The sequence below is a fragment of the Puniceibacterium sediminis genome (genome assembly GCF_900188035.1).
GTDB classification, from domain to species: Bacteria; Pseudomonadota; Alphaproteobacteria; order Rhodobacterales; family Rhodobacteraceae; genus Puniceibacterium; species Puniceibacterium sediminis.
In genome coordinates this window covers 1-26,907 of record NZ_FZNN01000009.1, presented here as the reverse complement: position 1 = coordinate 26,907, position 26,907 = coordinate 1, and the positions used below count along the sequence as shown (strand labels likewise).

The following is a 26,907-nucleotide window of genomic DNA, read 5'->3' as shown; positions in this document are numbered from 1 at the left end:
TCATCCGTTGCCGGGGGCCCGATCGTCGCACTCGCTCTGGACTCGGCGGACGGCGTGGATATTCTCATCTCGCCAAGCCTGCCACAGACCTGCATCGCGTACCGGCATTACGGCGTCCATCTCCTTGTGGATGTCCGCGACCAGCCCCTCGGGCCAATCATAGTCGGTGCGTGCAGAGCGACCAACGGTGCGCATCATCCCGCCCAGATGGTCGACAAAGTCCTGAAACCCCTTGGCGGCGTTCAGATGAGCAACCCCGAATGGTCCGATGGTTGCCCATCTCAGCGCCAGCCCATCGGTAAGCACCCGGTCGATATCTCTTGCCGTGCAATAGCCCTCGCCAATCAGGTGCATGGCTTCGGCCACCAGCGTGTATTGCAGCCGATTCAACAAAAACCCCTCTATCTCGCGCGTCAGAGAGACCGGCTTCATGCCCATCCGCTCCATAAAGGCACGGGTCCGCTCGACCGTCTCCGGTGCGGTCGCGGGCGTCGGGCAAAGTTCGACCAACGGTATCAACGCGGGCGGGTTCACCGGGTGAGCTACCATGGCGCGTGCGGCACCTGGTATATCCAGAAACGTCGACCCGAGCAGCGCCGAGGTTGAGGAGGCAAGGATTGCCTCGGCGGGGGAAAGGGCGTCAATCTCGGCAAAGACGGCGCGTTTCACGGCCACATCCTCCTTGATCGATTCCTGGACATGCTCGACGCCGGACAGCGCCTCTGCCAGCGTCGGCGCAAATCGAATTCGCTCCAGCACCGCATCGGCCCCGGTGCCAAGCACCTCTGCCGTCCGGCCGATCAGACCGCGCGTCTGGTCCCAGGCATCACCGCCGCGCTGGTCAAAGACCGTGACATCACAACCCGCCTTCGCAAACACATAAGCCCAGGATGACCCGACAAGCCCCGCACCGATACAGGCTACACGGGTCACGCCTTATCTTCCGGACGGGCCCACTTTCGTTCGAACTCCCAGACCTCTTCGAACCCGATGAGCGAGTTGAATTCCGAGAAGGAAAACAGATCGACACGATCGCTTTGCGATGTACCCTCTTCGCGCAGGGCGTCGAACACCTTGCGGGCGGCCTCGGCGGCGGCGAGGCCGGTGGCGGCGGGGTAGATCGCCATGGAATAGCCAAGCGCCTTCAACTCCGACGCGCTCTTGATCGGGGTCAGCCCGCCGTCGGCCATATTCGCCATGGTCGGCTTGCTAAGGCTGCGGCAGGCCTCGCGCATTTCTTCCTCCGAGGTCAGCGCTTCGACGAACAAGACATCCGCCCCGGCTGCGCCATAGGCCTTGATCCGCTTCATCGCGCCTTCGAAACCTTCGGACTGCCGCGCATCGGTGCGCGCGATGACGGCCATCGAGGGGTCGCTACGCGCGTCGCAGGCAACCTTGATCTTCTCGACCATATCCTCGATCGGGACGATGCGCTTAAAGGGCGTATGCCCGCATTTCTTGGGGAATTCCTGGTCTTCGATCTGGATCGCGGTGACGCCGACCTCCTCATAGCCGCGCACCGTGTGATGCACGTTCAATAGACCGCCGTAACCGGTGTCCGCATCCGCGATCACCCCGCCGTTCACGGTCTGGCACAGGGTACGGACACGGTCGACCATCTGCGTATAGGTCACAATGCCCGCATCGGGCATCCCGTAGGCGGATGCGCTCATCCAATAGCCCGACGCATAGGCAAAATCGAAGCCGCTGGTATTGAAGACGGAGGCAGCGATCATGTCATGGATACCCGGCGCGACGACGAACTGATCGCCCGATAGCGCCTCAAGGAGATTGGGTTTCGTCATGCTTGCTGCTTTCTGGTTTCGAGATAACGAAGAACGTCGGCCTCGCTTTCGACATCACCGTATTTGGCGTCCATGTCGAAGAGATTAGCCTCGTGCGGGCCGGGATGGCGATCGCCCACGGCCTCGCGTGCAATGATCGGAATGAAGCCATGCGAACAGCAATCCACACAGGTCGCGCGGACACAGCCGCTGGTCGACAGGCCCGTGTGGATCAAGGTATCGACGCCCATTGACGCAAGCGTGGAGGCCAGAGAGGTTCCGAAAAAGGCGCTCGGGTATTGTTTGGTGATCACCAGTTCACCTTGGTCGACCGTCAAACCATCGGGCCATCTGCCCATCGGGCTTCCTGCCTCGAAATTCTGCAAAGTCATGGACTTTTGCCAGAACCTGCCGCCGTCGGCGCCGCCGGGTGTGTAGACGACATTGGTGTAGATCACCGGCACCCCAGCCGCCCGCGCGGCCTTTTGCAGCCGCAATGCAGAGGCAAGCGCGCTGTCCACGCCAGCATAGAGGGCACAATCAGGATCGAAATAGGCCTGGACGAAATCAATAAGGATCAGCGCAGGCCGTTCGCCGTAACCAATCCGTTTGCCAAAGGCGCGCTGGTAGTTTGCGGCCAGATCTTCCTGCTCACTCAATGAACTGCTCCTTCTCCAGGTCGTCAAAGACCTTCCATTTGTCCGGACCCAGCCGAAGCCAGGGGGCCCGGCGCGACTGTCCTTCTTCGAATGCCTTGATGTCCTTGCCGCTATCTCTCAGGATCACTGCAATTTCGTCCAGCCCCAGAAGAAGCGCCTCCTTGCGGTAGGCATCGACATCATAGCTGATCGTTTCATCGCCCGTCAGGACGATGGTCTGGGACGGAAGATCAACAACAATCTCCTCCTCCCGCCCTGCGGCTTGGCGGACGCGCGCCAAAGTGTCTGCATCAAGGCGGATCGGCAGCACGCCGTTCTTGAAACAGTTGGCGTAAAAGATTTCACCGAAGGTCTCGGCGATGATGCACCTCAGCCCGAGATCGGCCAGCGCCCAGACGGCTTGCTCACGGCTTGACCCGGTGCCGAAATCCTTGCCCGCGACCAGTATCTCGGCCGTGTCGAAAGGCGGCCGGTCTAGGATGAACGGGGTCTCGCCCTTCTTGACCCTGCGCCTTTCGTGAAAGGCATGTCCGCCCAGACCCTTCTTGTCCATCAAGAGCAGGAATCGTGCGGGAAAGATGATGTCGGTATCGACCGCATCCTCGTCAAGATAGGCGGCAATGCTTTGGATCTTGTCCAGCGGCTTCATTTTGTGCCCTCCGGCCAAAGGTCACGCACATCCGCCAGATGCCCCGACACGGCAGCAGCCGCAGCCATGGCGGGGCTCATCAAATGCGTGCGCCCTCCCCTGCCCTGCCGCCCTTCGAAATTACGGTTTGAGGTCGAGGCGCAGCGCTCGCCTTCGAGAAGGCGATCATCGTTCATCCCGACACACATCGAACAACCGGAATGTCGCCAGTCGAAACCCGCCTCCGAGAATATACGGTCAAGGCCCTCGGCCTCGGCCTGAAGCCGGACCGAAGCCGATCCCGGCACAACCATCGCTTGAACGCGCGGATGCACCTTGCGCCCGGCAACCACGGCCGCGGCGGATCGCAGATCCTCGATACGACCGTTGGTACAGGACCCGATGAACACCCGATCAATGGCGATCCCGCTCAGGGGCGTATTCGGCTCCAGCGCCATGTAGCGAAGGCTGCGTTCGACCCTCCGCCGTACCCTTGGGTCGTCGATTGCTGCCGGATCAGGCACACGGCCCGAAATCGGCGCGGATTCTTCCGGCGTGGTGCCCCAGGTGATGAAGGGCGACAGAGAGGAGACGTCAATCTCGAATTCCTGATCAAAGACGGCATCGGAATCGCTCGCCAACTCACGCCAGTTTGCCACTGCCGCGTCCCATTCCGTGTCGGTCGGTGCCAATGGCCGCCCCTTCAGATAGGCAAAGGTAGTCTCATCTGGCGCGACCAGCCCGATCCGGCTGCCCGCCTCGACTGCCATGTTGCACAGGGTCATCCGCTGCTCCATCGTCATTGCCCGGACAGCCGAGCCGGCGAATTCCATCGCATGACCGACGCCACCGCCGACACCGATCCGGGCGATCACGGCCAGGATCACATCCTTGACCTGCACCCCTTCCGGGCATACGCCTTCCAGCCGGATCCGCATGGATTTCTGGCGCGACTGACGCAGCACCTGCGTGGCGAAAACACATTCGCATTCGCTGGCACCAATCCCGAAGGCAACGGCACCGAAGGCTCCGTGCGTGCAGGTGTGGCTGTCGCCGCATACCAGAACGGCACCGGGCAAGGTGAACCCCAGCTCCGGGCCGATGACATGCACGATGCCGTGGCGCCGGTCGGTCATGGGAACATAGGGAATGTGATGACGCGCCGCATTCGTGCTGAGACGGGCCACCTGAGACGCCGCCAGCCCCTCGCGCAGGGTCGCGGTCCGTTCGGTCGTCGGGACAGCGTGGTCGGCGACGGCCATATGGGCCTCCGGCCTGTGCAGGTCGCGGCCGGCGGCATCCAGACCGACGAAGGCTTGTGGACTTGACACCTCCTGAACGAGGTGTCGGTCGACATAAATCAGCTGGGTGCCGTCTTGGTAGGTCGAAACGACATGATCGTCCCACACCTTTTGATACAATGTTCGAGGCCTGTCATGCGCATGCATTGGCGGTTCTATCATTCCTGTTACTTGCTGTTTTGCGACACGCCAAGGCGCGGCTTACTCGAGTCTTGGCAGGTTATGCATGCGTATGCAAACAGTTTGTATCCTTGTCACGCAGGCGATTGTAAAATGCTGACCGCCTGCTCTCGAAGGCGGTCAAATTCTGAAACGGATACCTTATTTTAAAGACAATACAGACATTTTCGGGAGATTTCCAAAGATGACCGAAATTGCCGTCCGATTTAAAACCACCGCCATGCATTCCCATGCACAAATGCGTCAACGCGACGTCATCAGCGGCATGACGTTTTCGCAGAACTTCGGCACATCGGCAGCGAAATCCGGGAAGGCCAGGCAGGCGCCCGAGACACCCTGCTCGGCCAGCTTGTCCAGATGCTCCGCGACCTGCTGGTAGGATCCGACCACATGAGGGATCGACATGAAGGTCGAGACCTCGGGCGGTAGTTCCTTGTAGTCGGCGCGATTGCGGTCCATGCCAGATGCGCGCTGCCATTCCTCAATTGCAACGGAATCGCGATTGTTGATGTAGCGCTGCTTTTCGGCCATCGCCTCTTCTTCCGTCTCGGCGGCGATGACGGTCAGAAGGGTCAACGATTTGACCTCGCGACCATGCTCCGCTGCCATGCCGGAAATTTTCCGAACCGTTTCGCCCAGCTGTTCGGGCGTGTCGTTGAGCCGCCCGATAAAGGAATAATCCGACTGGCGGGCAACAAAGGCCAGCGCCGCGTCGGATTGCCCTGCGCAGACGATTTCCGGCATCTTCGCTGGCTTGGGATTGGACACGCAGTCCTCGATCTCGAAATGCTCCCCCTTGAAGGTGACGTGGTCTTCGGTCCACAGCCTCTTCAGGATCGTGAGGTATTCGTCGGCATATTCGTACCGGTTCAGATAATAGTCGTCGTCGCTCCACAGGCCCATCTGGGCATATTCGAACTTGTTCCAGCCGGCGACGACATTGACGACAAAGCGCCCACCGCAGATGTCATGGGCCGTCGCCGCCATCTTGGCGACCACTGCGGGGTTGAGAGTCCGCACCGCGACCGAGGCCACCAGCTTGATGTTCTTTGTCACCGCCCCGAGGCCTGACATCAGGGTGAAGGCTTCCAGTGCGGAATCCCAATGCCCCGTCTCACCGCCGTACCCGCGCCATTTCACCTGCGCGATCAGAAAATCCATCCCGGCCTCGTCAGCGTATTGCGCCACCTTCTTGTTCAGCTCCCAGGTCGGCACGCTTTGCGGCGGCTTCCCCTTCGCGATGATAAGGCTCCCGGAGGTGGACGGGATGAAAAGGCCAAGGTCGAGACGGCTCATAGCTAGCTCCTGAAAGACTACGTATGCATAACGCTCCTGATTTACAGACCGAGTGTCAAGGCCCAGTGACCATTCACAGTTGGCTCAACTGTATAACTACGGGCTTAAATACACCGAAACTGCTTCAATCATGGGAGAGAAGGTTCTATTGACGATCAGATTTCTTTTGTGACTGCGTATTCTTTATGCGCATGAACCCCCGCGAAAGCTACTGCTTCTGAAAATTCGTAAAGACAGAGAAGCGCTACGCTACGGGAATCGGGCCCTTTCCTCTCCTTGGTGGTTGCACCGCTTTTCCAGACGGTTCGACAGCCACTAGGCGCGGTGTCACAGTGCCTCCAGAAGGCGTGTCTCGCCCCCGGAGCGCCGCGCCTGCATCAATCATGTACGCAGCTACTTGCAAGGGTCTGAGCGTCGAGTTTGCCGCATGTTGGGATGGCACCGATCCACTCAAAGGCATATGCCGGTTGGTGGTGCGGACGAAGAACGCTTGGTACCGACACCACCTGGCAGCTGTTCAGTAGGGTACCCGGTCAAGCAAGGGCAGATGCATGTGATCCTTGCCATCGATACTTTGAAGCTTGCCATTGACCACCTTCATGAAGGGTTCGTAGCCCAGCCATCCAATCTGTTTCCCCTGCGCGAAAACGGCCACACGATCCCCCAATCCCACGGACCATTCACCCGAAAGGTAGATATTCGCCGGATGACAAAGCTGTTCAACGACCCCATTTTCATCGACGACAACCCGGGCCTGCTCGGACACGCAAAGTGGCGCACCAGCCGAGATTTCGATCCAGCGCGAGGGCGGATCCGGACGAAGCATCGCGTCCAGCGCGGTTTCGGTCGCGGCGGCAGCAACCAGCCGATGTGGATGAATGGCATTGTGAATGCTTGCGACACGCGCTTTGGTTTCGGGTGCGTTGAGAATGGCGGATCCGTGATCGCCGCGCGTCATCACGGTCGGCATGTTTCCCATTCCGATGCTGCCATCCATAGAAAAGGCAACAAAGCCTGCATCCATGTCTGGGTACCTTGCGATCACCGCGTCAATGGCAGCCTGCGGGTCGGCGCCGTCTTTCATCCTTTGCAGGACATGCAGGTTTAGCGGTACACCGTCGGGCGCAGGCGTCTGCGGCATCCTGTGACCGGTCACGATGCCCACCCCCGGCTCGGCCGCGACGAATTCCGACAAGGGTTCGGGCCGGTTCGGGCCGCTCGAGATCAGGCCGGCCAGAGGCGACAGGGCAATCTCCTCTGGCACCGCGCCGTCAAAGAGCGATCCTGCACCGCCCGTCTGTGTCGAGGCGCGCAAGAGCCTGCCGTCGTTGGTGAGCGCGGCAAAACTGACGAAGCCGCCGATGGCGCCGCGCCCGACCAGTTCAACAGCGCGCAGCCCCGCGACCACGCCGGCGCCCGATTTCGGACCAAAGGCGGCAATCCCGATGGTCATGTCGCGACCCAGTGGCCCAGGGCGGCCTCGCGCAGCGCGCCGATGGCGAAATCGCCGGACACAGGTCGGCGCACACCCCGGGGGCGTGTGGGGTCGGGCACCGGGGCCGCGTCGATCAAGGCGCGGGTGTAGGGGTGGCGGGCGGCGGTCCAGACAGCCTCGGTCGGGCCAAGTTCCAGAATGCGGCCCTGCCGCATCACCGCGACCCGGTCGGCGATTTGCCGGACAACGGCCAGATCATGCGAAATGAACAGCATGGTCAGCCCCTCCTCCCGTTTCAAATCCGCAAGCAGGTCCAGGATTTGCGCCTGGATCGAGACGTCCAGTGCGGATGTCGGCTCGTCCGCGACGATCAGGACCGGCCCGGCTGCAAGAGCGCGGGCAATCGCGATGCGCTGCCTCTGTCCGCCAGAGAATTCGTGCGGATAGCGCGCGGCCATCTCTGGTGTCAGACCGACCCGCGCCAACAAGCCGCCGACGCGATCCTGCCGTTCCGCCCGTGACAGCGTCGTATGGATCGCGATCGGCTCGGCAATGCTTGTGCCGATCCGCTGTCTTGGATCAAGCGAGGCATAGGGATCCTGAAAGATCATCTGTATCTTGCGCCGCGCGGCGCGCAGAGACTTGCCCCTCAGGGTCAGCAGGTTTTCCTCGCCCAGCGTCACCGCGCCGTGATCGGCATCGGTCAACCGGGTGATCACCCGCCCGAGGGTCGACTTCCCAGAGCCGCTTTCGCCGACCAGCGCCAGCGTCTCGCCCTGACGGATGTCCAGCGACACGTCGTCCAGCGCCCGGGTCGCGAGTCCGCTGGCAAAAAGACCTGCGCGGGCATGGAATGTCTTTGACACATGGCCTGCCGAAAGAAGCGTTTTTCCGGCGGCGGCTCCCGCAACCATCCCTGCGGAACTGCCCGGCCTGTCAAGACGCGGAACCGCATCCAGCAACGCACGGGTATAGGGGGCGGACGGCGCGGTAAAGATCCGGGCAACCGGACCGGCCTCAATGGTTCGGCCTGCCTTCATCACCAGCACATCCTGCGCCGTCTCGGCCACGACGCCCATGTCGTGGGTGATCAGGATCAGGCCGATCCGGGTGTCGCGCACGATGTCGCGCAGCAGGTCGAGGATCTGCGCCTGCACTGTCACATCCAGTGCCGTTGTCGGTTCATCTGCGATCAGGATCTCTGGTTCCAGCAGCATCATCATCGCAATCATGACCCGTTGGCGCATCCCGCCCGACAATTCATGCGGATATTGCCGCATTCGCCGATCGGGGGCCGGTATTCCGACCCGGTCCAGCATCGCGATGGCACGCCGACGCGCCTCGGCGGGATCGGCAAGACCCAGGACAACCATTGCTTCGGTCAGTTGAGTCCCGATGGTCAGCACCGGGGTCAACGCAGTCATCGGCTCCTGAAAGATCAGCCCGATCCCAGTGCCACGACACGGCGCGCTGCCTTTGGCCAGCAGGTTCGCTCCACGAAACCACGCCTCGCCGCTGACCGTGGCGTTGGGCGGCAGCAGCCCCATCAAAGCCTTGGCGGTCATGCTCTTGCCCGATCCGCTTTCCCCGACGATGGACAGGATCTGCCCCCGGGCCACATCGAAACTGACGTCCTGCGCCAGCATCCGCGCCTCACCGCCCGAGCGCAGCGTGACCGACAGATCCCTGACAGCAAGCAGCGCGCTCATCGGCGTTCCACCGGATCAAGGCTGGTCCGCAATCCGTCCCCCAGAAGGTTGAAACCCAGAACGGTGATGGCGATGGCCAGCCCCGGGATGGTCATCAGCCAGGGCGCCCGGTTGATGTAGTCGCGCGATCCGGCCAGCATATAGCCCCATTCCGAAGTCGGCGGTTGCGCCCCAAGGCCCAGAAAACTCAGCCCTGCAGCCGCAAGGATGGCGGTAGATACGCCAAGGGTCGCCACAACAATCATGGTCGGCAAGACGTTGGGCAGAAGATGCAGAAACACCAGACGGCCCGGCGCGGCCCCGGCGGCAATGCTTGCCTCGAAATAGGGCTTCGAGGTTTCGACCAGCGCCGCCGAATAACAGGTGCGCGCATAAAAGGGGACAGCCGCGACGCCCACAGCAATCACCGCGTTCTGCAGGCTGGGGCCGAGGACCGCGACGAAACTCAGCGCAATCAGCGTTTCAGTAAAGGAGAACAGAACATCGGTGCTGCGCATCAGGAGTGTCTCGACCCAGCCGCGACGGAAGGCGGCGACCATTCCGACCAGCATCCCCGCCGTCAGCGATATCCCCACGGCCACGGCCCCGATCAGCAGGGTCAGGCGGCTGCCGTAAAGAATGCGCGACAGCATATCCCGCCCGAATTCGTCGGTGCCAAGCAGGAATTTCCCGCCGGGGGGCAGAAACCGCCCGCCGGTGCCCATCCTGGCCGGATTGTAGGGGGCCAGCAGATCGGCAAAGGCGGCGCAAAAGATCAGGCCAAGCACGATGATCAGACCGACCACGCCGTTGGACGAACGCACCATCCTGCGCCAGAACCCCGGCGGTGCGGACCCGTTCGGAATATCCGTGAGCGACGTCATCCTCAGGCCCTCCGGATGCGCGGGTCGAGCACGGCGTACAGGGCGTCGATCCCGATGGCGACGACCACCACCACAACAGAAAATGTCAGGATGAACCCCTGAATGACCGGATAGTCACGCTGAAAGATCGCCTCGACCGCCATCCGCCCGACACCGTTCCACGAGAAGATGTTTTCAACGACAATGGCCCCGCCCATCATGAAGGCAAATTGCAGACCCATCATGGTGACCACAGGCAGAAACCCCGCCCGCAGCACGTGACGGCGCAAGACCAGCGACTTGGGCAGCCCCTTGGCATAGGCGGTCTGGACGAAATCCTGGTGCATCACGTCGATCATCGACGACCGGGTGAGGCGCGCAAAGATCGCCGCGTTCGACAGCCCCAAGGTCAGCGCCGGCAGGATCAGGTTCAGGGGCCCATTGCCGCTGACCGGCAGCCAGCCCAGTTCAAGCGCAAAGAAAAACAACAGCATCAGCCCCAGCCAGAAATGGGGCATCGAGATCCCGGCGATGGCCAGGATCATCAGGCCTGTATCGACAAGACTACCTTCGCGGTAGGCCGCCAGAAAGCCGATCGGGATGCCGATCACGATTGCAATGAACATCGCACTGCAGGCCAGTACCAGCGTGTTCGGAAGCCGTTGCAGGATCACATCCAGCACCGGTTGGCCGCCCCGGATGGTAGTGCCCAGATCGCCCTGCAGCAGGCGTTCCATGAACATCGCGTATTGCACCGGGATCGACCGGTCGAGACCAAGAGAACGGCGGACCTCTTCGATTTGTTCGGGGGTCGTGCCCTGGCTTTGGGCATACATGATCTGGACCGGATCGCCGGGCACCGCATGGATAAGCAAGGTGACAAGCACGGTGGTCGCCAAGATGGTCAGCGCGCCCATCGCGATCCGTGTGCTCAGAAAACGCCACATGTCCTGTCCTTTGCAGTCGAAGTAGCGCCGCCCTGCCCGGGCGGCGCCGACAGTGTCAGCCGCCGATTTTCACATCGCTGAAGATCGGATAGACGAAGGGCGCAACCTTGAAGCCCTCGACCTCGGGCCGGACGGCAAAGACCCATTCCCAGCCGGGTGTATAGAGCGGCACGTGGATCGCATTCTCAAGCAGGTATCTGAATGCTTCCTGCACCTTGGCCTTGCGGGCGTCGGGATCCGTCAGCACGCGGGTTTCATCCAGAATCGCATCCAGTTCCGGTGAGGTATAGCCGCGATAGGCGCCCGGTGTGTGCCACAGGGCATACAGGATGTCCGGATCGTACCAGGACCAGGTCATCATATCCATGCTGCCCGTGGTGCCTTCGGTGTTTTCATTCTCTTGCCGGACGCGGGCGTTGAGCGATCCGATATCCATGATCTCGATCGACGCCTTGATGCCGACCTCGGCCAGTTGCGCCTGGAACACCTCGCCCAGTTTCTGACGGTTGCCGCCGGTCCAGACCAAAAGCGCCGTTTCCAGCGGGTTGTCGTCGCTGTAGCCAAGTTCAGCCAGCAAGGCCCGCGATTTGTCCGGATCGTATTCCGGACGGTACTGGGCGCAGAAATCCTGATCGTTGCCAAAGACACCGCGAGAGACCGGGCACATTTCCGGGATCGACAGATCGCCGTAGATCAGGTTGATCGCCGTCGCCGCGTCGGTTGCGTGGGCCACCGCCAGACGTGCCCGCTTGTCGTTGAACGGGGGGCGATGTGCGGCGAATTCCCAGAACACGTTCTGTCCGGTGTTCTCGGCCACGATGATATTCAGATCGCCGCTATCCTTGATCGCGGGCACATCGTCAAAGGGCGGTTCGGCGATGTGTACCTCTCCTGTGGTCAGCGCGGCATAGCGGGCCTGCGGTTCCGGCACGACGGCAATGATCAACCCATCCTCATAGGGCGCGCCGGGGTTGTCTGCCAGCTTGCCGAAGTTGGTGTAATCGGCGTTCTTTTCCAGAACGATCCGATCGCCCTTGGTCCAGGATATCAGCTTCCACGGGCCGGATCCGATGGCGGTTGTGGTCCCGAACCCTTCGGCATCGGCGTTGCTGTCGCAAATGATCGAGGAAAAGCTGTCGGCCAGAAACGGGATCATCGCGACAAAAGGCGTGTCGAGCGTCAGTTTGATCGTCAGGGGATCAACAACTTCTGCGCCGGTGATTGGCCCCCAACTGCCTTTGGTGACGCTGGGCGTTGTTTCGCTGAACGCCTGATCGATGGTGTATTTCACGTCACTGGCGTCCAGCGGGGTGCCATCATGGCACATCACACCCTCTTGCAGGCTGAAGGTGTATTCAGTTCCGGCCTCGTTCGAGGTCCAGGATTTGGCCACATGCGGCACCGGATTTCCGTCGGCATCGACGGCAAGAAGGGTGTCGTAGATCAGGCTCCAGACCTGAAGCGACAGCGTGCTGGTCGCGCGGTGCGGATCAAGCGTGTCAATATCGCCGTAGCGCGCCCAGACAATGTCTGCGGCCTGCGCTGGCACTGCGAGACCGGCGGCAAGTCCAATGGCTGCGGCTGTCCGCCATGATTTTGTTCGCATTTCAGTCATGTCCGTTCTCCCTGTCTGTGGGACTGTTGGTGCGTGAGACCGAAAGCACATTTCAGGCGGGCAACACCCACTGTTGCACCAGGGTTCGACCCCCGGCGCCCGGCTTCGGTACGGTTGTTCGGTGTGATGGGTCACCCCACGACAAAGGCTATGCACCCGCAGCAGATGCGTCAAAAAGAAAGCAGAGTTGTCGAGTTTAATTTCAGTTTTGACGATTTCTTTGCATTTCTGGGGTTCGGGATCAGCGGCTTGGACTCGTTGATCTTACCCGGCATCATCCCATTCCGTGTGAATGCTGTCGATGTAGCGCAACCGTTCGACCGCCGTCTGCCCGATCCGTTGCGCGACGGCCATGCACAGGTAGGTAATCACCGACACGGGGGCCGCCACCGAATCGAAATAGGATAGACCGTTGGTGCGGCAGCGCAGGGTGACATGGGCCAGTTCCGGATTACCGGCGCTGACGTGGTCGGTCAGGGTGATCGTCTGCGCACCCGCGAGCATGGCAGACTGAAGGATCGACCGAAAGGTCCGCGACCGCCTGCCAATCGCCAGCGCGAGGACCGTATCGGCCGTCCGGATGGAGGCGAATTCCTCGGGCACCGAGAAACCGCCGATAGGAATCATCCGGATGTCAGGCTTGATCTTGATCAGTTGCGCTCTTGCGAAATGGGCCAGAGGGTAGTTGTCGCCAAAACCGACCACCCAGATCTTTTCGGCGCGTGCGAGATTTAGCACAGCCATGTTCAGATCGTCGCTACGGATTCCTTCGATCGTTCGGATCAGGTTCTGCACGTCGGATGCAAGGTGGTCGGCAAGGTCGCCGCGCCCTGTTCGTCGCTGGATCGGCTCCGAGAACACCCGTTTGCCTTGGCCGGTGTCCGTGTCACCGGCGCGCGCCATCCGCTGAGCGGTTTTGAAACTCGGGAAGCCAAGTCGCTTGAAGAACCGTGCCGTGGTGGCCTTGGACACGCCCGCCATCTCGGACAGCTGCTCTGCCGTATGCATGGCCAAACTGTCCGGGCTTTCCAGAAAATGATCGGCCAGCAGGCGCTCAGCGCGAGTCAGATCATCGAAAACCTCTAAAATGCGCTCTGACAGCCTCGCCGGTTCCATATCCTCGGCCTTTCAGAATTGACAACTTTGACCCCCATATGAAACAAATTTTTCAGGCTTATGTAAACAGGGGTGTTGCATGACCTTCCCTATTCTGGTCCGCGACCCGGTAAGCGGTATCTTCGGCGGGGCGGCGGCCACGGGCAATCTTTGCGTCGGTGGCTGGGTCTTGCGCGGTGACGCCCTGGTGGGCCTGCCCGCCTCGCAAGGCAAGACGCCCCGCGCCTGTTGCGGCCGAGGGCCAGCAACTGTCGCGACGCGCGGCATTTACCGGGGATGGCAATGTTCCGATTACATCGCAGATCATCACAACGGACTGTGTCGTCGGTGACAATATGCTGACAGACGAAAGTGTCATTGAGGCCTGCCCCGCAGGGTTCCTTGGCAGCCAGAGGTCGATGTCCAGTCGTTTGGTGAGTGCGCTCGAAGCCGGTGTATTCGCTGGCAGCGACAAGCGCGGGGTGATATCGGCAGCCATTCTGATGCTCTCACCAAGCCAGCCGCCGATCAATCTCAGGATCGATTACAGCGCTACGCGACTCTGTTGCACAAAGCTTGTGATACCCGCAGACAAGCTGAGGTAGCGATCATCGAATACATCAATGGCCTCTATAATCCGCAACGCCGACACTTAGCACCGGGATAGCATTGTTGCTGTAACCGCCGTTGTTGCCGCAGTGGGCGACGGTCGGGAGTTCAAGAACGGTCGGCATCTGGCGGCGTCACGCTGGAGGCGTGCCTTTGGCACGACGATGGGGCTGGTCCCGCGACAGCATTCCAGCGGCGACAAAAGGCTGCTCATGGGGATCAGCAAGCGCGGGGACAGGCATCTGCGAACCCTGCTTATCCACGGTGGCCGGTCCGTGGTCCGTGGTCCGTGGTCCGTGTCGCGCAACGAAAGACAGACCCCTTCAGTCAATGGGTCAACAACCTCCGCGAACGACGTGGCATGAACCGCGCCATCGTCGTGACGAAGGCACGCTTGCAGCGTGACGTGGCCAACAAGAACGCCCGGATCATCTGGGTTATGTTCAACAGAAACGAGGAGTCCCGCGCCCGAGCCTGAGCGCGCAACAAGGATTGCAAGACGACCAAAGAAATGGACCGACCGGCAACCTCCGGTGTGTGAGGAATCTGACTTTTATAATGGCCCGATGAGGCCGACCATTCGTTGAGGCTCACCACGCGGAATTCCCATTTGGGCGCACCATCAACCGGTGACGCCGGATAGATGTTTGCAACCTGGGGCTTGGCGGCGGAACAGATCAGCGAAAATCTTGCAATGGGAGAGACATCCATAGATGTAGAAGCACGCAGGGCTCAGGCCGTGCTCGCGGCACAGCTCAGCCACCGGCACACCGCCCTCTGGCTGGCGTAGGATCGCAAGGATCTGCGCGTCGCTAAATCGTCCGTTCTTCATCGTAAATCTCCTCAGACATCTTGCCGAGAAAATTCTACTTTTGAACACCACTAATTTTAGGGGGGATTACCCTCCCTCCTGCGGGCGGTGAACTTGGTGCGCCTCAGTGCAGAAAACGGGAAGCCCCGCGCGCTGGACATCGAGCCGGAGCCAGCACGACAGAGCGCCAGTTTCAAAGCCACGTCTATTTGATGTTCACATCCGTGTCCCTCAAGTTGGAGTTTCCTGCATAACCAAGAGGATCGTCGCGGGAAGGTTGGTCTCGTTTCTCAGGGCACGGCCTTCGCCCGCTGCAAAAAAACATGAATCCAAGGGGCCCAGAATGACATCCTTTTCACCATTGCTAAGCGTCACGTGACCGCTGACCACAACGTAAAGTTTCTCTTGCGGTGACGCTTTGAGTGATGTGTGACCGCCTGGCAGCAAATGGGACATCCCCATCCACATTGATTTTGCCGCGCTCGCGTCTTTGCCTTGAAGACGCAGGCAGGCCATGTCGAAATGCTCCGGGGCCTGATAGCTGCGGGCATCGGTTACGCGTGTGATCTGCATCTTAAGGCTTCAAGATGACGCGGTCGGGGGTAGAGCGCAGGACGGACGCATAGGCCTTTGCCGCATCCGCAAGGCCATACACAGTGGCCGGGTTGATCGGGAACGGCTTCAGCAATCCGCTCTCAAACTTGGGCTTGAGCTTGTCGAAAATCCTGGCACCGTAAACGCTGTCCAGAGCAAGTGTGTCGACACCCAGATATTTGTGTCTTCCCCGGAAGAAATTGAAGATATCGAAGTCAACAGCCCGATCAAAGGTAGAGATAAAGATCTGCCGCGCCTGTTTTGCCATGGCATTGTTGGCAATCTCGAAATAGGGGCTGCCGACGGTGTTGAACACGATGTCCACGCCATGGCCGCCCGTCTTTTCACGCACAAGCGCCGCGACGTCCTGCGAGGAACTGTCGAACATCTCGATCTCCCCATTTGAATGGCCAAGATAGTCCATCGGTTGGTATTCGACGCCAAAAACCCGGGCGCCCGCCATAGATGCCAATTGGATGGCCGCCTGTCCCACCTTGCCGTTCGCGCCGCAAACCAACACGTTGTCCCAAGGTTGAACGCCGCCCGCCTCACGCAGGCCCTCAAATGCCGTGATAAAGGGCACACCGATTGATCCGGCTTCTTCGAAGCTGAAATTCTCGGGTTTGGCCCGAACGGCTGCCTGTGGCAGGGCCATCCACTTGGCATGACTGCCATTCTGCGTGATACCGAGTTCGCCGCCGCCGCCCCAGACTTCGATGCCTATCAAATGCGCAGGACCTTCGCGGACGATGCCGCCAAAGTCACGGCCCGGCGTCCGGGGCCAGACTGCATGCGGCATATGACCGAGCGACGCTTTCACGTCGGACGGATTCACCCCCGCTGCAATTATTTCGACCAGGACCTGACCCGGTCCCGGGGTCGGGACAATAGCTTCGTCAAGAATGATCCTGAGATCATCAAGGTCGGTAGATTTTTCGTCGACCCGCAATGCCGGCCCTGTTTTCGGTTTGGTTCGAATGTTCATTGGAGACGTCTCCTTTCTGGATTCACTATGAGGGGAGCCCCAAAAGGGCGCGTGCTTCGTCGGGCGTCGCGATTTCGCCGCCCAGTTTTTCGATCAGGTCGCGAGCGCGGTCTGTCAGTTCACCATTGCCCGCTGTCAATTGGCCGCGCCCTATATAGCTGGTGTCCTCCATGCCGATGCGAACATGACCGCCGAGCAGCCAGGATTGCACCAGCATTGGAAAGGCCATTCGCCCGATCCCGAACCCGGTCCAGGTGCTGCCGGATGGAAGCATCCGAGCCGCTGTCGCAAGCGCGTCAGGGGTAGAGGGCAAACCATATTTGACGCCCGTTACGATGGAACACAGCATAGGCCCGTTGATGGAGCCATCTTTCAGCATGTCCTTGGCCAAGCCGATATCGCCTGTGTCAAACAATTCGATTTCGGGTTTCACCCCGGCATCTTTGATGATTTCTGCCATGATCCGGGCGTTGCGCGGCGTGTTGATCACCACCTGACCGCCGGAGTTCATGGTGTTGAGGTCCAGCGTGCAGATCTCGGGCTTGAGCGCAGCAATATGTTCGACACGCTTTTCAGGTGGCAAAAGTGTTGTGCCAGGCCCTGCGACGGCGGGGTTGTCGTCAGATGGCACATAACGTCCGCCGGGGCCGGTTGTCAGGTTCAGGATAAGCCCGGTGTTCCGGGCTCGGATCAGCTCTACCACCCTGGTATAGAGGGCAAGATCCATTGAAGGTGCGGCGGTCTTGGGGTCACGGACATGGATATGCGCAATGGCCGCACCGGCGTCCGCCGCCTCAAGACAGGCGGTGGCGATTTCTTCGGGTGTGGCGGGCAGGCCCGGATGGTTCTCACGCGTGGCAAGGTTTCCCGTCACTGCGCAGGTCATGATGACCTTGGGCTGCATCACAGACCCCGCCCTGCATCGACTGCGATCCGAATGCCGGTCGAAAGCGGCATATGCGCAATTGCAGCGTATATCGTATCAGCGACATGCGAGGGCTGCGCCACAAGGCCGAGCGGTGTTGCCGCGCCAGCCTTTGCGATCTCCGCCTCGGTCCGCCCGGGTACGAAGTTCGTGGCAACCATACCGGGCGACACGGACAGGACCCGAATTTCAGGTGCCAATGCCAGGGCAAGCGTATGTGTCATGGAGTCGAGCGCTGCCTTTGCGCCGCAATAGGCGATAGACGAGCCGAACCCTTTGTAGGCCGCGATCGAAGAGACGTTGATGATGACACCCTGCCCCGAGGTCTTCAGCAAAGGCGCGAAGGCGCGGATCGTTGCAAAGACCCCGCGCCAATTGGAGGCAAAGACCTCATCAATGATCTCATCTGTCAGACCGTCCAGATCTTTGTGCCCAACCGGCGTTGTTGTTCCGGCAGCGTTCACCAGAATATCCGTGCGACCGAAACGCGAAACCGCCGCGGCATGAAATGCAGTGATGCTGGCCGTGTCGGTGACGCAGATCGGCAATGCCGTGTGGCCAGTCCCTGACAAGCTCTTGACCAGCGCTTCGGCCGTTTCGCGCCGCGAGCGGTAGCCAACAACGACGGTTGCACCCGCTTGGGCCAGTTTTTCGCAGGTCGCAGCGCCGATGCCACCCGAGCCGCCAACGACAACCGCAATCTTGCCCCTCAAGGTGTCAGACATGTGCCACCGCCTTTGCCTTGCCGCTGATTGGCGGGATCGGAAAAGACGGCTCGCCTGGCTTCAAGATGAAGTCATATTCGCAGGTGAAAAACGGCACCTTGGCGTTCGGGTATTCGGGAAGCGGTTCCGTGTGCTCTACCAGATCACCGCAGATCTGCGTCTTTGCACCAAAAACAACGTCCATAGCCATTGCTTCGTCGTCGTCTGTAAATATCTGCGTGATCAGGGTCTTGTGGCCGGGGGCCGCGACGATGAAATGCACATGCGCCGGCCGCATGGGTGTCCGGTTTTGCGCCTTGAGCAGATCCCCGGCCGGGCCGAAGGTCGGGACGGGGTAGCCTGCGGGACGCACGGAATGAAACTCGTAACACCCGTCCGCGCCTGTCATCTGGACCCCGCGCAGATTATAGTCGGCCTGATCAGGATCCTGATTTTCATAAAGCCCCGCCGGCGAGGCCTGCCAGATATCCAACGTTGCCCCCTCGACAGGCGAGCCATCGAGTTCGAGGACGCGGCCCTTGATGTACAATTCCGCACCCGGCGTATCTGATCGCGCAATGGTTTCGCCAAACGCGCAGGTCGGGCTTTCGCCACGGTAGAATGGCCCAAGCAAAGCCGACATCGTCTCGCCCTGCATACCGTCGTTGTTGATCAGGTCGATCAGCGTTGAAATTCCGAAAACATCAGCGGCCAGCACGGTTTCGTTGTGGCTTTCATCGGTCAGCTGACCCAAACGGGTGATCCAGCGCAGTCCTGCTTCAAACTCTTCCTCTGTCGGGCGGGCTTCGCGAATGAAAGCGTGCATATGACGGACCAGAGACGTCATAAGCTCCTTCAACCGCGCATCATCGGTGTTCGCCATCGCGTTCAGGACTTTTGGCGTCACCTGATCCTCGCGAGAGATGATCAGATTGGTGAGCGCGGGATCTTGTTGTTCATGATTGTCCATAGTGGCCTCATTTTTCGTGTTTCTAGCGGCTGCGCGTTTTCTGGATTGGTCGTGAAACCTTCAGGTCGGCGCGGCCTCTTTGTCGGCTTTGGCGAGGTGCGGATATTTCTCGGTCAGTAGCGACCCGTGGTAGTATGTCGGCCTGAAGGGCGACGTGGCGCGGATAGCCTCCAACCATGCCGCCACGAGCGGTTTGTCAGTCCACATGTGATCAAGATTGATATCGGCCATGCGGACGATCACCGGCATTACGGCGATGTCGGCAAAGGTCATGTTTGCCCCCATCACCCATGGACCGCCACTTTCTCCTATCCATTGGTTCATCCGGTCCAGCCCGCGCTGAAGCCTTCCCAGCGCCTCGTCCATGTCAGCCTTGGGAAAACCCGTCTGTCCCATTTTCATCAGGAATTCCCGGCGCAGCGGCTTGCTGTCCGCAAGCGCCTGAAATTCAGACTCAGTCATCGCCTGAAAGTGCGGTAGGAACGCGAGGTTGTAGGACGGCACCCGGATCGCAGACGATGGCACCTCGTCGATAAAGCGGATCATCGCCCGCATCCGCGCCGCCTCGATCGGATCTTTCGGTCGTAGCGGCGCCGTATCCGGCAGGATATCTTCCAGGTATTCCATGATCACCGTGCTATCGATCACCGTTGCCCTATCGTGGACCAGCGCAGGCACCACGCCGTTGGGATTGATCGTCAGATACTCTGGCTTCAACTGATCACCCGCAAAGAGATCAAGCTTTTTCTCAACAAAAGCCGTCCCTTTGGCGTGCAGCGTGTAGCGCACACGCTGCGAGCAGGTCGATTGGGGCGCACTGTATAGGGTGAATGCCATGGCTTCAGTCCCAGTTCAGGATTCGCGGCAACCGGTGATGGCGTGCGAGCGTTCCGACAATCCCGAGCGGGAAAAACAACAGCACCACAACCATCAGAACGCCGGTCGCGAGGATGTTGAGCTCTGACGCGCCCAGGGTTGCGACGAACAATTCATTGAAGGCAATGATCAGGATCGCCCCGATGACCGGACCAGCAATCGTCCCCTTTCCGCCAAGAATGCACATCAGAACCATATTTACGCTGACCAGAATGATCAGGAAGATATTCGGGCGGATGTAGGTCAGGTATTCACCCCAAATTGCGCCTGCCATGCCAACAAAGGCACCAGAAACCGCAAAAGCGAGAACTTTGTAAGTGCGGGTGTCAATCCCGGCGCTTTCGGCCTTGATCTCGTCTTTGGAGATTGCACGCAAGCCGAGACCCAACTTTGAATGTTTGATCTTGTAGGACGCCCACACAGAAAAAGCCGCAAGGATAACAAAGGCATAATAGTAAGGTAACTTGGCCCATTCGACCGAAAGATCATTGGACTTGAGTGCGACCCCGTTCGCGCCGCCAACGAATTGCCAGTGGTCAAACAGGATGCGGGCGATCATCACAAGGGCCAGCGACGAAATGATAAAACTTGGACCGCGGGTTTTGAGCGTCACGCTTCCGATCAAATAGCCCACGAAGGCACAAAGAAGCCCGGCAAATGGAGCCAGGATAATCGTCGAAATTCCGTACCGTGCAAAGATCATCCCGGCGAAATAGCCGCCAATGGCAAAGAACACATTGTGGCCAAGGCTGATGTATCCGGTAAAGCCACCCAGAATGTTCCACCCCGACGCCATAGTGACGTAGCACGCAGTGAACAGAACCAGATGCAGGACATAATTGTAGTTGCCGGTAAACTGCAACGCCGGCAGCACCAACAACGCGGCCAGGAACGCAATCGGGAACCAGACCGCGCGTTTCTTGTCTGCGTTTGCGGATAGCTTGGCGTTGTGCGCCTTTCTTGCCGCAAGCACCGAAGAGGTCGCGTCTGCGGCCGCGGTTTCTGTCAGGATGGTCATCATGCAAGCTCCGGTTTTTCGCCGAACAATCCCTGAGGTCGCACGAGCAGGATGAGAAAAAGGGCAAGGAAGAAGGTCATCGATGACCAGGTCGAACCGAAGTATGCCCCAACAAATGCAGCAACGATGCTAAGCATGAACGACGCCAGTACCGTCCCTAGGATCGACCCCATTCCGCCAAGAACGACCAGGGACATCAGGACCGCGATCCATTCCCAATGCTTGGCTGGGAAGAAAGAGAAGACGAAGGACACCAGCGATCCGGCGGCGCCGGCAAGGCCGATCCCGATTGCAAAACTCATGATCCCGACAAAGTTCACGTTCACCCCCAGCAGCTCGGCCGCGTCACGGTTTTGCGTTGTTGCCCGTATGGCATTGCCAAAGCGGGAATGTTTCAGGAACAGCGCCAAAGCCCCGATAATCACAAGCGAGGCCAGCCCGGCATAGAGCTGTCCTGTCGGAATGAAGACATTGCCGAAAAAGATCGCGTCAGTCGCATAGTCCGGCGAGGTGACCCGCTGCGTATTGGTAAACATTCCGCCCAAGGCCCCCTCGACGATCATTGCGGTTGCAAAGGTCAAAAGGACTGTCATTTCCGAGTATTTGGCCGATTTCGCCTCTTTCTCAAAGACCAGCTTGTAGAGGATCACCCCAATTGCCGCCAAAATGATCGCCGCAATGGGCAGCATAACGAGAGGGTCGATACCCCAGAGTTTGAAGCCCCAATAGGTCACGTAGGCCCCCGCGATAATCAGGGACGGATGGGCAAGGTTCACGATCCGCATGACCCCGAATACAAGGCTCAGGCCGGATCCCATCAAGGCAAAGACGCCGCCAAGCGCAATTCCGAGAATGAGTGTTTGGACAATCTGTTCCATCGGCTTTCTCCGGGTCAGGCGGCTTTTTTGCCGCCGAGATAAAGTTCCTGGATGCGCGGATCTGCAAGAACCTCGGGGGCGGGCCCCTCAAACAGGGTCTTGCCAAGGTCCAGCACGACGCCCCAGTCCGAATTCTTCAATCCCATCAGCGCATTCTGCTCTACCAGCAGGATCGTGATGCCCTCGGATGCCATCATCTTCATGATGCCGAACATCTCGTGGACGATCTTGGGGGCCAGACCCAGAGACGGCTCGTCAAGCATGACGATTTCGGGCCTGATGATCAGCGTGCGGGCCATGGCCAGTGTTTGCTGCTGCCCCCCGGACATGGTACCGGCGTGCTGGTCGCGGCGTTCCCTCAGGATCGGGAAACGTTCTTCGATCTCGTCGATCGCGCGTTCCAGACCACTTTTGTCCGCCAGAGAATACCCGCCCATTCGCAGGTTTTCGCGGACAGTCATCTTGGGGAACAAGGCCCGTTCCTGCGGTACAAAGCAGATGCCCTTGCGCAATATCTGATCGGGTCGAAGACCCTTCAGGCTTTCACCTTTGAATTTCACGTCGCCCTGGCGGATCTTCAACATTCCGCAAATGGCCTTGAGCAGGGTGGATTTACCGGCCCCGTTAGGCCCGATGATGCAATGCACTTTGCCGGGTTCGATTGTGAGATGCGCGCCGTCCAGAATAGCTGGGCCGTCGTCGTACCCAGCGGTAAGGCTTGTGACTTCAAGAAGTTGCGACATCAGGCTGCATCCTCCAGAACGCCGCCCAGATAGGCATCCAGGACGAGGGGGTCTTCACGGATTTCGGCAGGTTCGCCTTCGGCAATCACTTTACCCTGTGCCATGACAACAATCCTGTGGCTCAGGCGCATGATAAGATCCATGTTATGTTCGACGATCAGGACAGTCATTCCCTGATCATTCAGTTTGCGGATATGGCCCACGATCTCTTCCAACAGCGTCGGGTTCACGCCGCCGGCGGGTTCGTCCAAAAGGATGATCTTTGGGTCACTCATAAGAAGCGCTGCCAGATCCATAAGTTTCTTCTGGCCATAAGACAGGTTCGATCCGTCCTCGTAGGCGATGCGCGTGATACCCAGGAAATCGAGTATTCCCATTGCCTTGTCGATCTCTTGGGTCGACATTGCGGGCTTCATAAGATCGCGCCAGCCGCCAATCTTGGACTGACAGATTACATTCTCAAGCACGGTCATATCAGCCAAGTTGCGGCTGATCTGGAACGTTCGGCTTAACCCCCTTTGGGTGATCTTGTGCGGGCGCAGGTGATCGATCCGTTCGCCATCGAGCCAGACTTCGCCCTTTGTCGGGGCAGCCGTTCGGCTAATACAGTTGAAGGCGGTTGTCTTGCCGGCGCCGTTGGGTCCAATCAAAGCTGTAATTGAGCCGCGATCAACGTTGAACGTACAGCCATCGACCGCCTTGATTCCGCCAAAATACTTGCAAAGGCCGTTTACCTTCAGCATTGGCTGTCCTTTCACATTGTATGGAAAACCCGGGTCTGGCCTGACCAAACCCGGGAGTTCAGGGAAAAATCAGAAGCTTCCCTTTGGATATGTCATAGGATTCACGCCTTCGAATTCATCGGTCGGATAGACAAACTGCAGCTCTCCGCCGTTCCACTGTGTCATCAGGAAGGGCTTGTCTGCGGGCAGGCCGGTGTCGTCCCAATTGAACCGCCCCAAAATGCTACGAACCGGATCGTCTTTGCTCCGGCCGCTCAGCCAGGTACCCATGGCGGCATTGTCGGTGCTACCTGCACCGATCATCGCCTGTTCAATGCCCTGACAAACGGCAAAGGGAATTGCACTGTCCTCGTCTGGTACTGCGCCATAGGCAGCTTGGTGGGCCGCCACATAATCAGCGTTCGAAAAGGGCTCGCCTCCCAGCAAACCTTCGAACGGCGCGTCCTTATGCCAAGAGGTGTGGATAAGAATGCCATTGCTGCTTTCGCCGGTACCTTCAGCGAACTCGGCCTGCGTGCCCTGGCTCAGATAGACCAGATCAGCCTCTGCACGCACGGTCTTGAAGGCGCGGGTCAACTGTACGGCTTCTTCGGCAGATGCCGTCAGGCCAATGATCATGTCTGGGCCGGATTGCTTGACCCGATTTGCAAGGTTAAGCCAGTCGCTGAAGCCCTCTTCCGGCCATTTTTCAGAGAAGACCACCTCAATACCGTTGTCGGCCAGATAACCCGGTGCCAAATCAGCCACTTCGCTGCCATCGGCGGGATCCATGACCTTTTCCCCCATCAGACCGGACCAGACACCATTTGCAAAGAAGTCGTCGGCCGAGATAATCGCTGCGGACTTGGGCGCGGCGTCGGCTGGGACAAGGTCTTTGAGGACACCGGCAAGGGACGCGCCGACATATTCAGCGGCGTTCGGTTGGAAATAGAAAATGTTCTTGTGTCCCTGGGTGTAAATGCGCAGCGCCCCGCCGGCCGGAACCGGATGCACAAATCCGTTTTTGGCCAGAATGCTGGCGACTGGGAAAGTCAGCCGCGATGAAAAGGTGCCATAGACTGCTTCAACACCATCCACGTTGATGAACCGTTCGTACTGGTTGATCGCGGTGGCCGGGTCTGAACGGTTGTCGGATACGATCAGTTCAACCTGGCGGCCCAAAATCCCCCCGCGCTCGTTGATCAGGCCCACGCAAAGCTCATAGCCTTGCTGGTGCTTTGATCCGGCGACCGAGAAGTTCCCGGTCAAGGGCAACGATGCGCCTATCTTGATCGGCCCTTCTTGTGCCGCAACCGGCGCAGCCATGAGGGCCGCCAATGCAGTCGCATTGAGCAGGTGTTTGATAATCATATCTTTCCTCCCTTGATGTATTATTACGCAATCGATTGCGTGCTCGCTTAGAAAGTGCCTCCGGATGCCTTCTGACGCCATGCAAGTTGATCGCTTGCCGCCATCAATGAAAAAATCATAGAATGGGCGCCTTGCCTGGCCGTGATGTCTCTTATTCTCTCTCCCCTTTTCGATCCCGGATCACGGCCCGCGAAGCCGCAATCGCGCAATCGATTGCACAAACGTTAACGGCCACCTGAACTTGCGTCAACGTAAAATACGCAATCGTTTGCGCCTCCCCGCCAGAGCCGCTATACTGACAAACGGAAGTACAGGCGGACCGATGAACAAGCGCATTACTCTCAAAGACATAGCAGTTGCTACCGGTGTTCATGTCTCGACGGTTTCGCGCGCCCTGGACCCCAAGCGCGAAACTCCTCTGACCGATGATGTTGTCCTGCGTATCAGGGAAACAGCTGACAGGCTTGGCTATCGCCCGAATCGAATTGCTTCCAGCCTGCGAACCCAAAAGACCATGACCATTGGCGTCATGATCCCCGACATTACGAACATGATTTTTCCGCCCATCGTGCGCGGTATTGAAAGCGTGTTGGAGCCACTGGGATATGCCTCGATCATCGTGAACACTGACAGTCAGAGAGGTCGTGAACAACGGCTGGTGGAGATCCTTCAAGACCGCGGTGTGGACGGCATTATCCATACCGCGGTCCTTCTGGACGATCCGACAATCGTCAAGGCGGCAGAGGCCGGCCTGCCTGTTGTCACGCTCAACCGCAAGATCGAAGGCACCCGCGTTCCCTATATCATCAACGACGAGGCGGCGGGCATCGAAGCTGCATTTTCCTTGCTTCATGACAAAGGACACCGGCACATCGCGCATCTTGCCGGCCCGCGAAATCTTTCAACAGGTCAACTCCGACTGGACGCTTTCCGTGCCTCCGCCGCAATCCGGGGTATGAATGTCGAAAATCTGACAATCGTGGAAGCGGCCCAGTTTGACGAAGTGGACGGACGCCGTGCCGCTGAAGAGATATTGATCAGAGATCCGGGCACGACAGCGATCCTCTGCGCGAACGACCGTCTCGCTCTAGGGGCAATTGATCATTTTCGGACCGTCGGGCTGAGATGCCCGGAAGACATATCGGTGACTGGCTTTAACGATATGCCCTTCCTCAACATGATCCCTCCGCGCCTGACAACCGTGAGGATTCAGCAGTTTGAAGCAGGAGCCGTTGCGGCCAGACACATGGCCTCGATCCTATCGGGCCATGGCGAAGATGTACCCATTGAAACCATCCTCCCGGTGCTCTTGATCGAACGGGACAGTGTTGCCGTGCCAAGGCAGGCTTGAACTGAGGTGCGGCCAGGATGTTTGATCCCAAGGTTTCTTGGTATGATCGGTGCAAAGGTATTGACGTTGCCTCCAACTTCTATCCAGCCCGAGTGTGGCTCTGTGTTTGAGTTTGCCCATTTGGGCGGGTTGGGCAACGGGGGCTGGGGCAGAGCTTTGCGGATTGCGCAGCGTCGGGCCCCGTTGCTGGACCAAGGTCTGTGCGAAGGCGGCGGGCGTCTGCCAGGCGAGGCGGGAGTGGGTGTCAATAGGCACTGAAAATTGACCCCTGTTCAGTCCCGGCATCTGGTGGATCGGATTTGTGATGAATCGATCTGGCTCTGAAGTCCAGATCTTGCAGATGTATTCGTAAGGCGTGAGCCCGTTGAGAGTCTTGAGTCTGCGGGCGCAGTTGTAAGCTGCCGGGAAGTCGGTGAGGTGCGTGCGCAGCTGATCATGGCTGTCGTAATGGTATCGTTTCACCGTCGCTTCCTTGATCGTTCGGTTCACCCGCTCGACCTGGCCATTCGTCCACGGATGGTTTGGCTTTGTCAGTCGGTGCTCGATCCCATTTGCCTCGCAGATCATGTCGAAGCGCATCTGGCGCGAATATGCTGTGTTTCGGTTGCGAGGTTGCTCGGCGAACTGGATGCCGTTATCGGTCAGGATCGTGTGGATGCGATATGGGACGGCCTTGAGCAGATGTTCGAGGAACTCCCACGCGGTCTTGCGATCCGCCTTTTCCACGAGTTGCGTGACTGCAAATTTGCTGGTCCGGTCAATGGCCACAAAGAGATAGAGCTTGCCCTCCACCGTCTGAACCTCGGCGATGTCGATGTGGAAGAAGCCCCCTCTCGGCAGACTTGCCTTGCAAATCGCC

General features: G+C 59.2%; 24 protein-coding genes and 4 pseudogenes. 3 read left to right on the top strand and 25 right to left on the bottom strand.

Features of this window, described 5'->3' with window-relative positions:
• The 12 genes from CHB75_RS11100 to CHB75_RS11045 form a co-directional block, all read right to left on the bottom strand.
• Window positions 1-933, bottom strand: coding sequence for a 3-hydroxyacyl-CoA dehydrogenase NAD-binding domain-containing protein (locus CHB75_RS11100; protein WP_089270619.1), 933 nt, complete (start codon window positions 931-933; stop codon window positions 1-3).
• The gene (locus CHB75_RS11095; RefSeq protein ID WP_089270618.1) at window positions 930-1,805 is read right to left on the bottom strand and encodes an isocitrate lyase/PEP mutase family protein; all 876 of its coding nucleotides are present in this window, start codon (window positions 1,803-1,805) and stop codon (window positions 930-932) included. Before CHB75_RS11095 ends, CHB75_RS11100 begins: the two co-directional genes overlap by 4 nt.
• The gene (locus CHB75_RS11090) at window positions 1,802-2,470 is read right to left on the bottom strand and encodes an isochorismatase family protein (protein ID WP_245840905.1); all 669 of its coding nucleotides are present in this window, start codon (window positions 2,468-2,470) and stop codon (window positions 1,802-1,804) included. The genes CHB75_RS11095 and CHB75_RS11090 overlap by 4 nt, the downstream gene beginning before the upstream one ends.
• Window positions 2,436-3,092: a 3-isopropylmalate dehydratase small subunit gene (leuD, locus tag CHB75_RS11085; RefSeq protein ID WP_089270616.1), complete on the bottom strand. Its 657-nt coding sequence runs from the start codon at window positions 3,090-3,092 to the stop codon at window positions 2,436-2,438. Before leuD ends, CHB75_RS11090 begins: the two co-directional genes overlap by 35 nt.
• Window positions 3,089-4,519, bottom strand: a complete 1,431-nt coding sequence (gene leuC, locus CHB75_RS11080) for a 3-isopropylmalate dehydratase large subunit (protein ID WP_217898783.1) — start codon at window positions 4,517-4,519, stop codon at window positions 3,089-3,091. The genes leuD and leuC overlap by 4 nt, the downstream gene beginning before the upstream one ends.
• Before the next feature lie 276 nt (window positions 4,520-4,795).
• Complete coding sequence (locus CHB75_RS11075) at window positions 4,796-5,848, bottom strand: LLM class flavin-dependent oxidoreductase (RefSeq protein ID WP_089270614.1); 1,053 nt, start codon at window positions 5,846-5,848, stop codon at window positions 4,796-4,798.
• A 517-nt stretch (window positions 5,849-6,365) separates the two neighbouring features.
• Window positions 6,366-7,301 carry a DUF6963 family protein gene (locus tag CHB75_RS11070; protein ID WP_089270613.1) on the bottom strand — a complete coding sequence of 312 codons (936 nt, stop codon included), beginning with the start codon at window positions 7,299-7,301 and terminating at the stop codon, window positions 6,366-6,368.
• Window positions 7,298-8,992 (bottom strand): dipeptide ABC transporter ATP-binding protein, encoded by a 1,695-nt coding sequence (locus CHB75_RS11065; RefSeq protein WP_089270612.1) that lies wholly within the window; start codon window positions 8,990-8,992, stop codon window positions 7,298-7,300. The genes CHB75_RS11070 and CHB75_RS11065 overlap by 4 nt, the downstream gene beginning before the upstream one ends.
• On the bottom strand, window positions 8,989-9,855 hold the full coding sequence (locus CHB75_RS11060) for an ABC transporter permease (RefSeq protein WP_089270611.1): 867 nt from the start codon (window positions 9,853-9,855) through the stop codon (window positions 8,989-8,991). Before CHB75_RS11060 ends, CHB75_RS11065 begins: the two co-directional genes overlap by 4 nt.
• 2 nt (window positions 9,856-9,857) lie before the next feature.
• Window positions 9,858-10,781 carry an ABC transporter permease gene (locus CHB75_RS11055; RefSeq protein WP_089270610.1) on the bottom strand — a complete coding sequence of 308 codons (924 nt, stop codon included), beginning with the start codon at window positions 10,779-10,781 and terminating at the stop codon, window positions 9,858-9,860.
• A 55-nt stretch (window positions 10,782-10,836) separates the two neighbouring features.
• Window positions 10,837-12,396, bottom strand: a complete 1,560-nt coding sequence (locus tag CHB75_RS11050; RefSeq protein ID WP_245840903.1) for an ABC transporter substrate-binding protein — start codon at window positions 12,394-12,396, stop codon at window positions 10,837-10,839.
• Between the two features lie 264 nt (window positions 12,397-12,660).
• Window positions 12,661-13,512 (bottom strand): MurR/RpiR family transcriptional regulator, encoded by an 852-nt coding sequence (locus tag CHB75_RS11045; protein ID WP_089270609.1) that lies wholly within the window; start codon window positions 13,510-13,512, stop codon window positions 12,661-12,663.
• A 79-nt stretch (window positions 13,513-13,591) separates the two neighbouring features.
• On the opposite strand from CHB75_RS11045, the pseudogene CHB75_RS22485 reads away from it, so the two are divergent.
• Window positions 13,592-14,096, top strand: a pseudogene (locus CHB75_RS22485) (DUF1028 domain-containing protein).
• A gap of 75 nt (window positions 14,097-14,171) precedes the next feature.
• Window positions 14,172-14,578: pseudogene (locus CHB75_RS22040) on the top strand (transposase); the annotation flags it as partial.
• Window positions 14,579-14,815: 237 nt separating this feature from the next.
• Here CHB75_RS22040 and CHB75_RS11030 read toward each other — a convergent pair.
• The 12 genes and pseudogenes from CHB75_RS11030 to CHB75_RS10975 all read right to left on the bottom strand — a co-directional run.
• A pseudogene (locus CHB75_RS11030) lies at window positions 14,816-14,932 on the bottom strand (transposase); the annotation flags it as partial.
• A 210-nt stretch (window positions 14,933-15,142) separates the two neighbouring features.
• Window positions 15,143-15,484 carry a cupin domain-containing protein gene (locus tag CHB75_RS11025; protein WP_089270607.1) on the bottom strand — a complete coding sequence of 114 codons (342 nt, stop codon included), beginning with the start codon at window positions 15,482-15,484 and terminating at the stop codon, window positions 15,143-15,145.
• A 1-nt stretch (window position 15,485) separates the two neighbouring features.
• Window positions 15,486-16,490 carry a quinone oxidoreductase family protein gene (locus tag CHB75_RS11020; protein ID WP_089270606.1) on the bottom strand — a complete coding sequence of 335 codons (1,005 nt, stop codon included), beginning with the start codon at window positions 16,488-16,490 and terminating at the stop codon, window positions 15,486-15,488.
• A 25-nt stretch (window positions 16,491-16,515) separates the two neighbouring features.
• Window positions 16,516-17,394, bottom strand: a complete 879-nt coding sequence (locus tag CHB75_RS11015) for a beta-keto acid cleavage family enzyme (RefSeq protein ID WP_089270605.1) — start codon at window positions 17,392-17,394, stop codon at window positions 16,516-16,518.
• Window positions 17,394-18,140, bottom strand: coding sequence for an SDR family NAD(P)-dependent oxidoreductase (locus CHB75_RS11010; RefSeq protein WP_089270604.1), 747 nt, complete (start codon window positions 18,138-18,140; stop codon window positions 17,394-17,396). The genes CHB75_RS11015 and CHB75_RS11010 overlap by 1 nt, the downstream gene beginning before the upstream one ends.
• Entirely contained in the window at window positions 18,133-19,089 is a 957-nt protein-coding gene (locus tag CHB75_RS11005; protein ID WP_089270603.1) for a dioxygenase family protein, read from the bottom strand. Before CHB75_RS11005 ends, CHB75_RS11010 begins: the two co-directional genes overlap by 8 nt.
• Window positions 19,090-19,149: 60 nt before the next feature.
• Window positions 19,150-19,926, bottom strand: a complete 777-nt coding sequence (locus CHB75_RS11000; RefSeq protein ID WP_089270602.1) for a glutathione S-transferase family protein — start codon at window positions 19,924-19,926, stop codon at window positions 19,150-19,152.
• A gap of 4 nt (window positions 19,927-19,930) precedes the next feature.
• The gene (locus CHB75_RS10995; RefSeq protein ID WP_089270739.1) at window positions 19,931-20,983 is read right to left on the bottom strand and encodes a branched-chain amino acid ABC transporter permease; all 1,053 of its coding nucleotides are present in this window, start codon (window positions 20,981-20,983) and stop codon (window positions 19,931-19,933) included.
• Window positions 20,983-21,861, bottom strand: coding sequence for a branched-chain amino acid ABC transporter permease (locus CHB75_RS10990; RefSeq protein WP_089270601.1), 879 nt, complete (start codon window positions 21,859-21,861; stop codon window positions 20,983-20,985). The genes CHB75_RS10995 and CHB75_RS10990 overlap by 1 nt, the downstream gene beginning before the upstream one ends.
• 14 nt (window positions 21,862-21,875) lie before the next feature.
• Window positions 21,876-22,604, bottom strand: a complete 729-nt coding sequence (locus tag CHB75_RS10985; RefSeq protein ID WP_089270600.1) for an ABC transporter ATP-binding protein — start codon at window positions 22,602-22,604, stop codon at window positions 21,876-21,878.
• Window positions 22,604-23,347, bottom strand: coding sequence for an ABC transporter ATP-binding protein (locus tag CHB75_RS10980; protein WP_089270599.1), 744 nt, complete (start codon window positions 23,345-23,347; stop codon window positions 22,604-22,606). The genes CHB75_RS10985 and CHB75_RS10980 overlap by 1 nt, the downstream gene beginning before the upstream one ends.
• A gap of 69 nt (window positions 23,348-23,416) precedes the next feature.
• Window positions 23,417-24,697, bottom strand: a complete 1,281-nt coding sequence (locus tag CHB75_RS10975; RefSeq protein ID WP_089270598.1) for an amino acid ABC transporter substrate-binding protein — start codon at window positions 24,695-24,697, stop codon at window positions 23,417-23,419.
• A 322-nt stretch (window positions 24,698-25,019) separates the two neighbouring features.
• On the opposite strand from CHB75_RS10975, the gene CHB75_RS10970 reads away from it, so the two are divergent.
• Window positions 25,020-26,048 carry a LacI family DNA-binding transcriptional regulator gene (locus tag CHB75_RS10970; protein ID WP_089270597.1) on the top strand — a complete coding sequence of 343 codons (1,029 nt, stop codon included), beginning with the start codon at window positions 25,020-25,022 and terminating at the stop codon, window positions 26,046-26,048.
• Between the two features lie 270 nt (window positions 26,049-26,318).
• Here CHB75_RS10970 and CHB75_RS10965 read toward each other — a convergent pair.
• A pseudogene (locus tag CHB75_RS10965) lies at window positions 26,319-26,907 on the bottom strand (DDE-type integrase/transposase/recombinase); the annotation flags it as partial.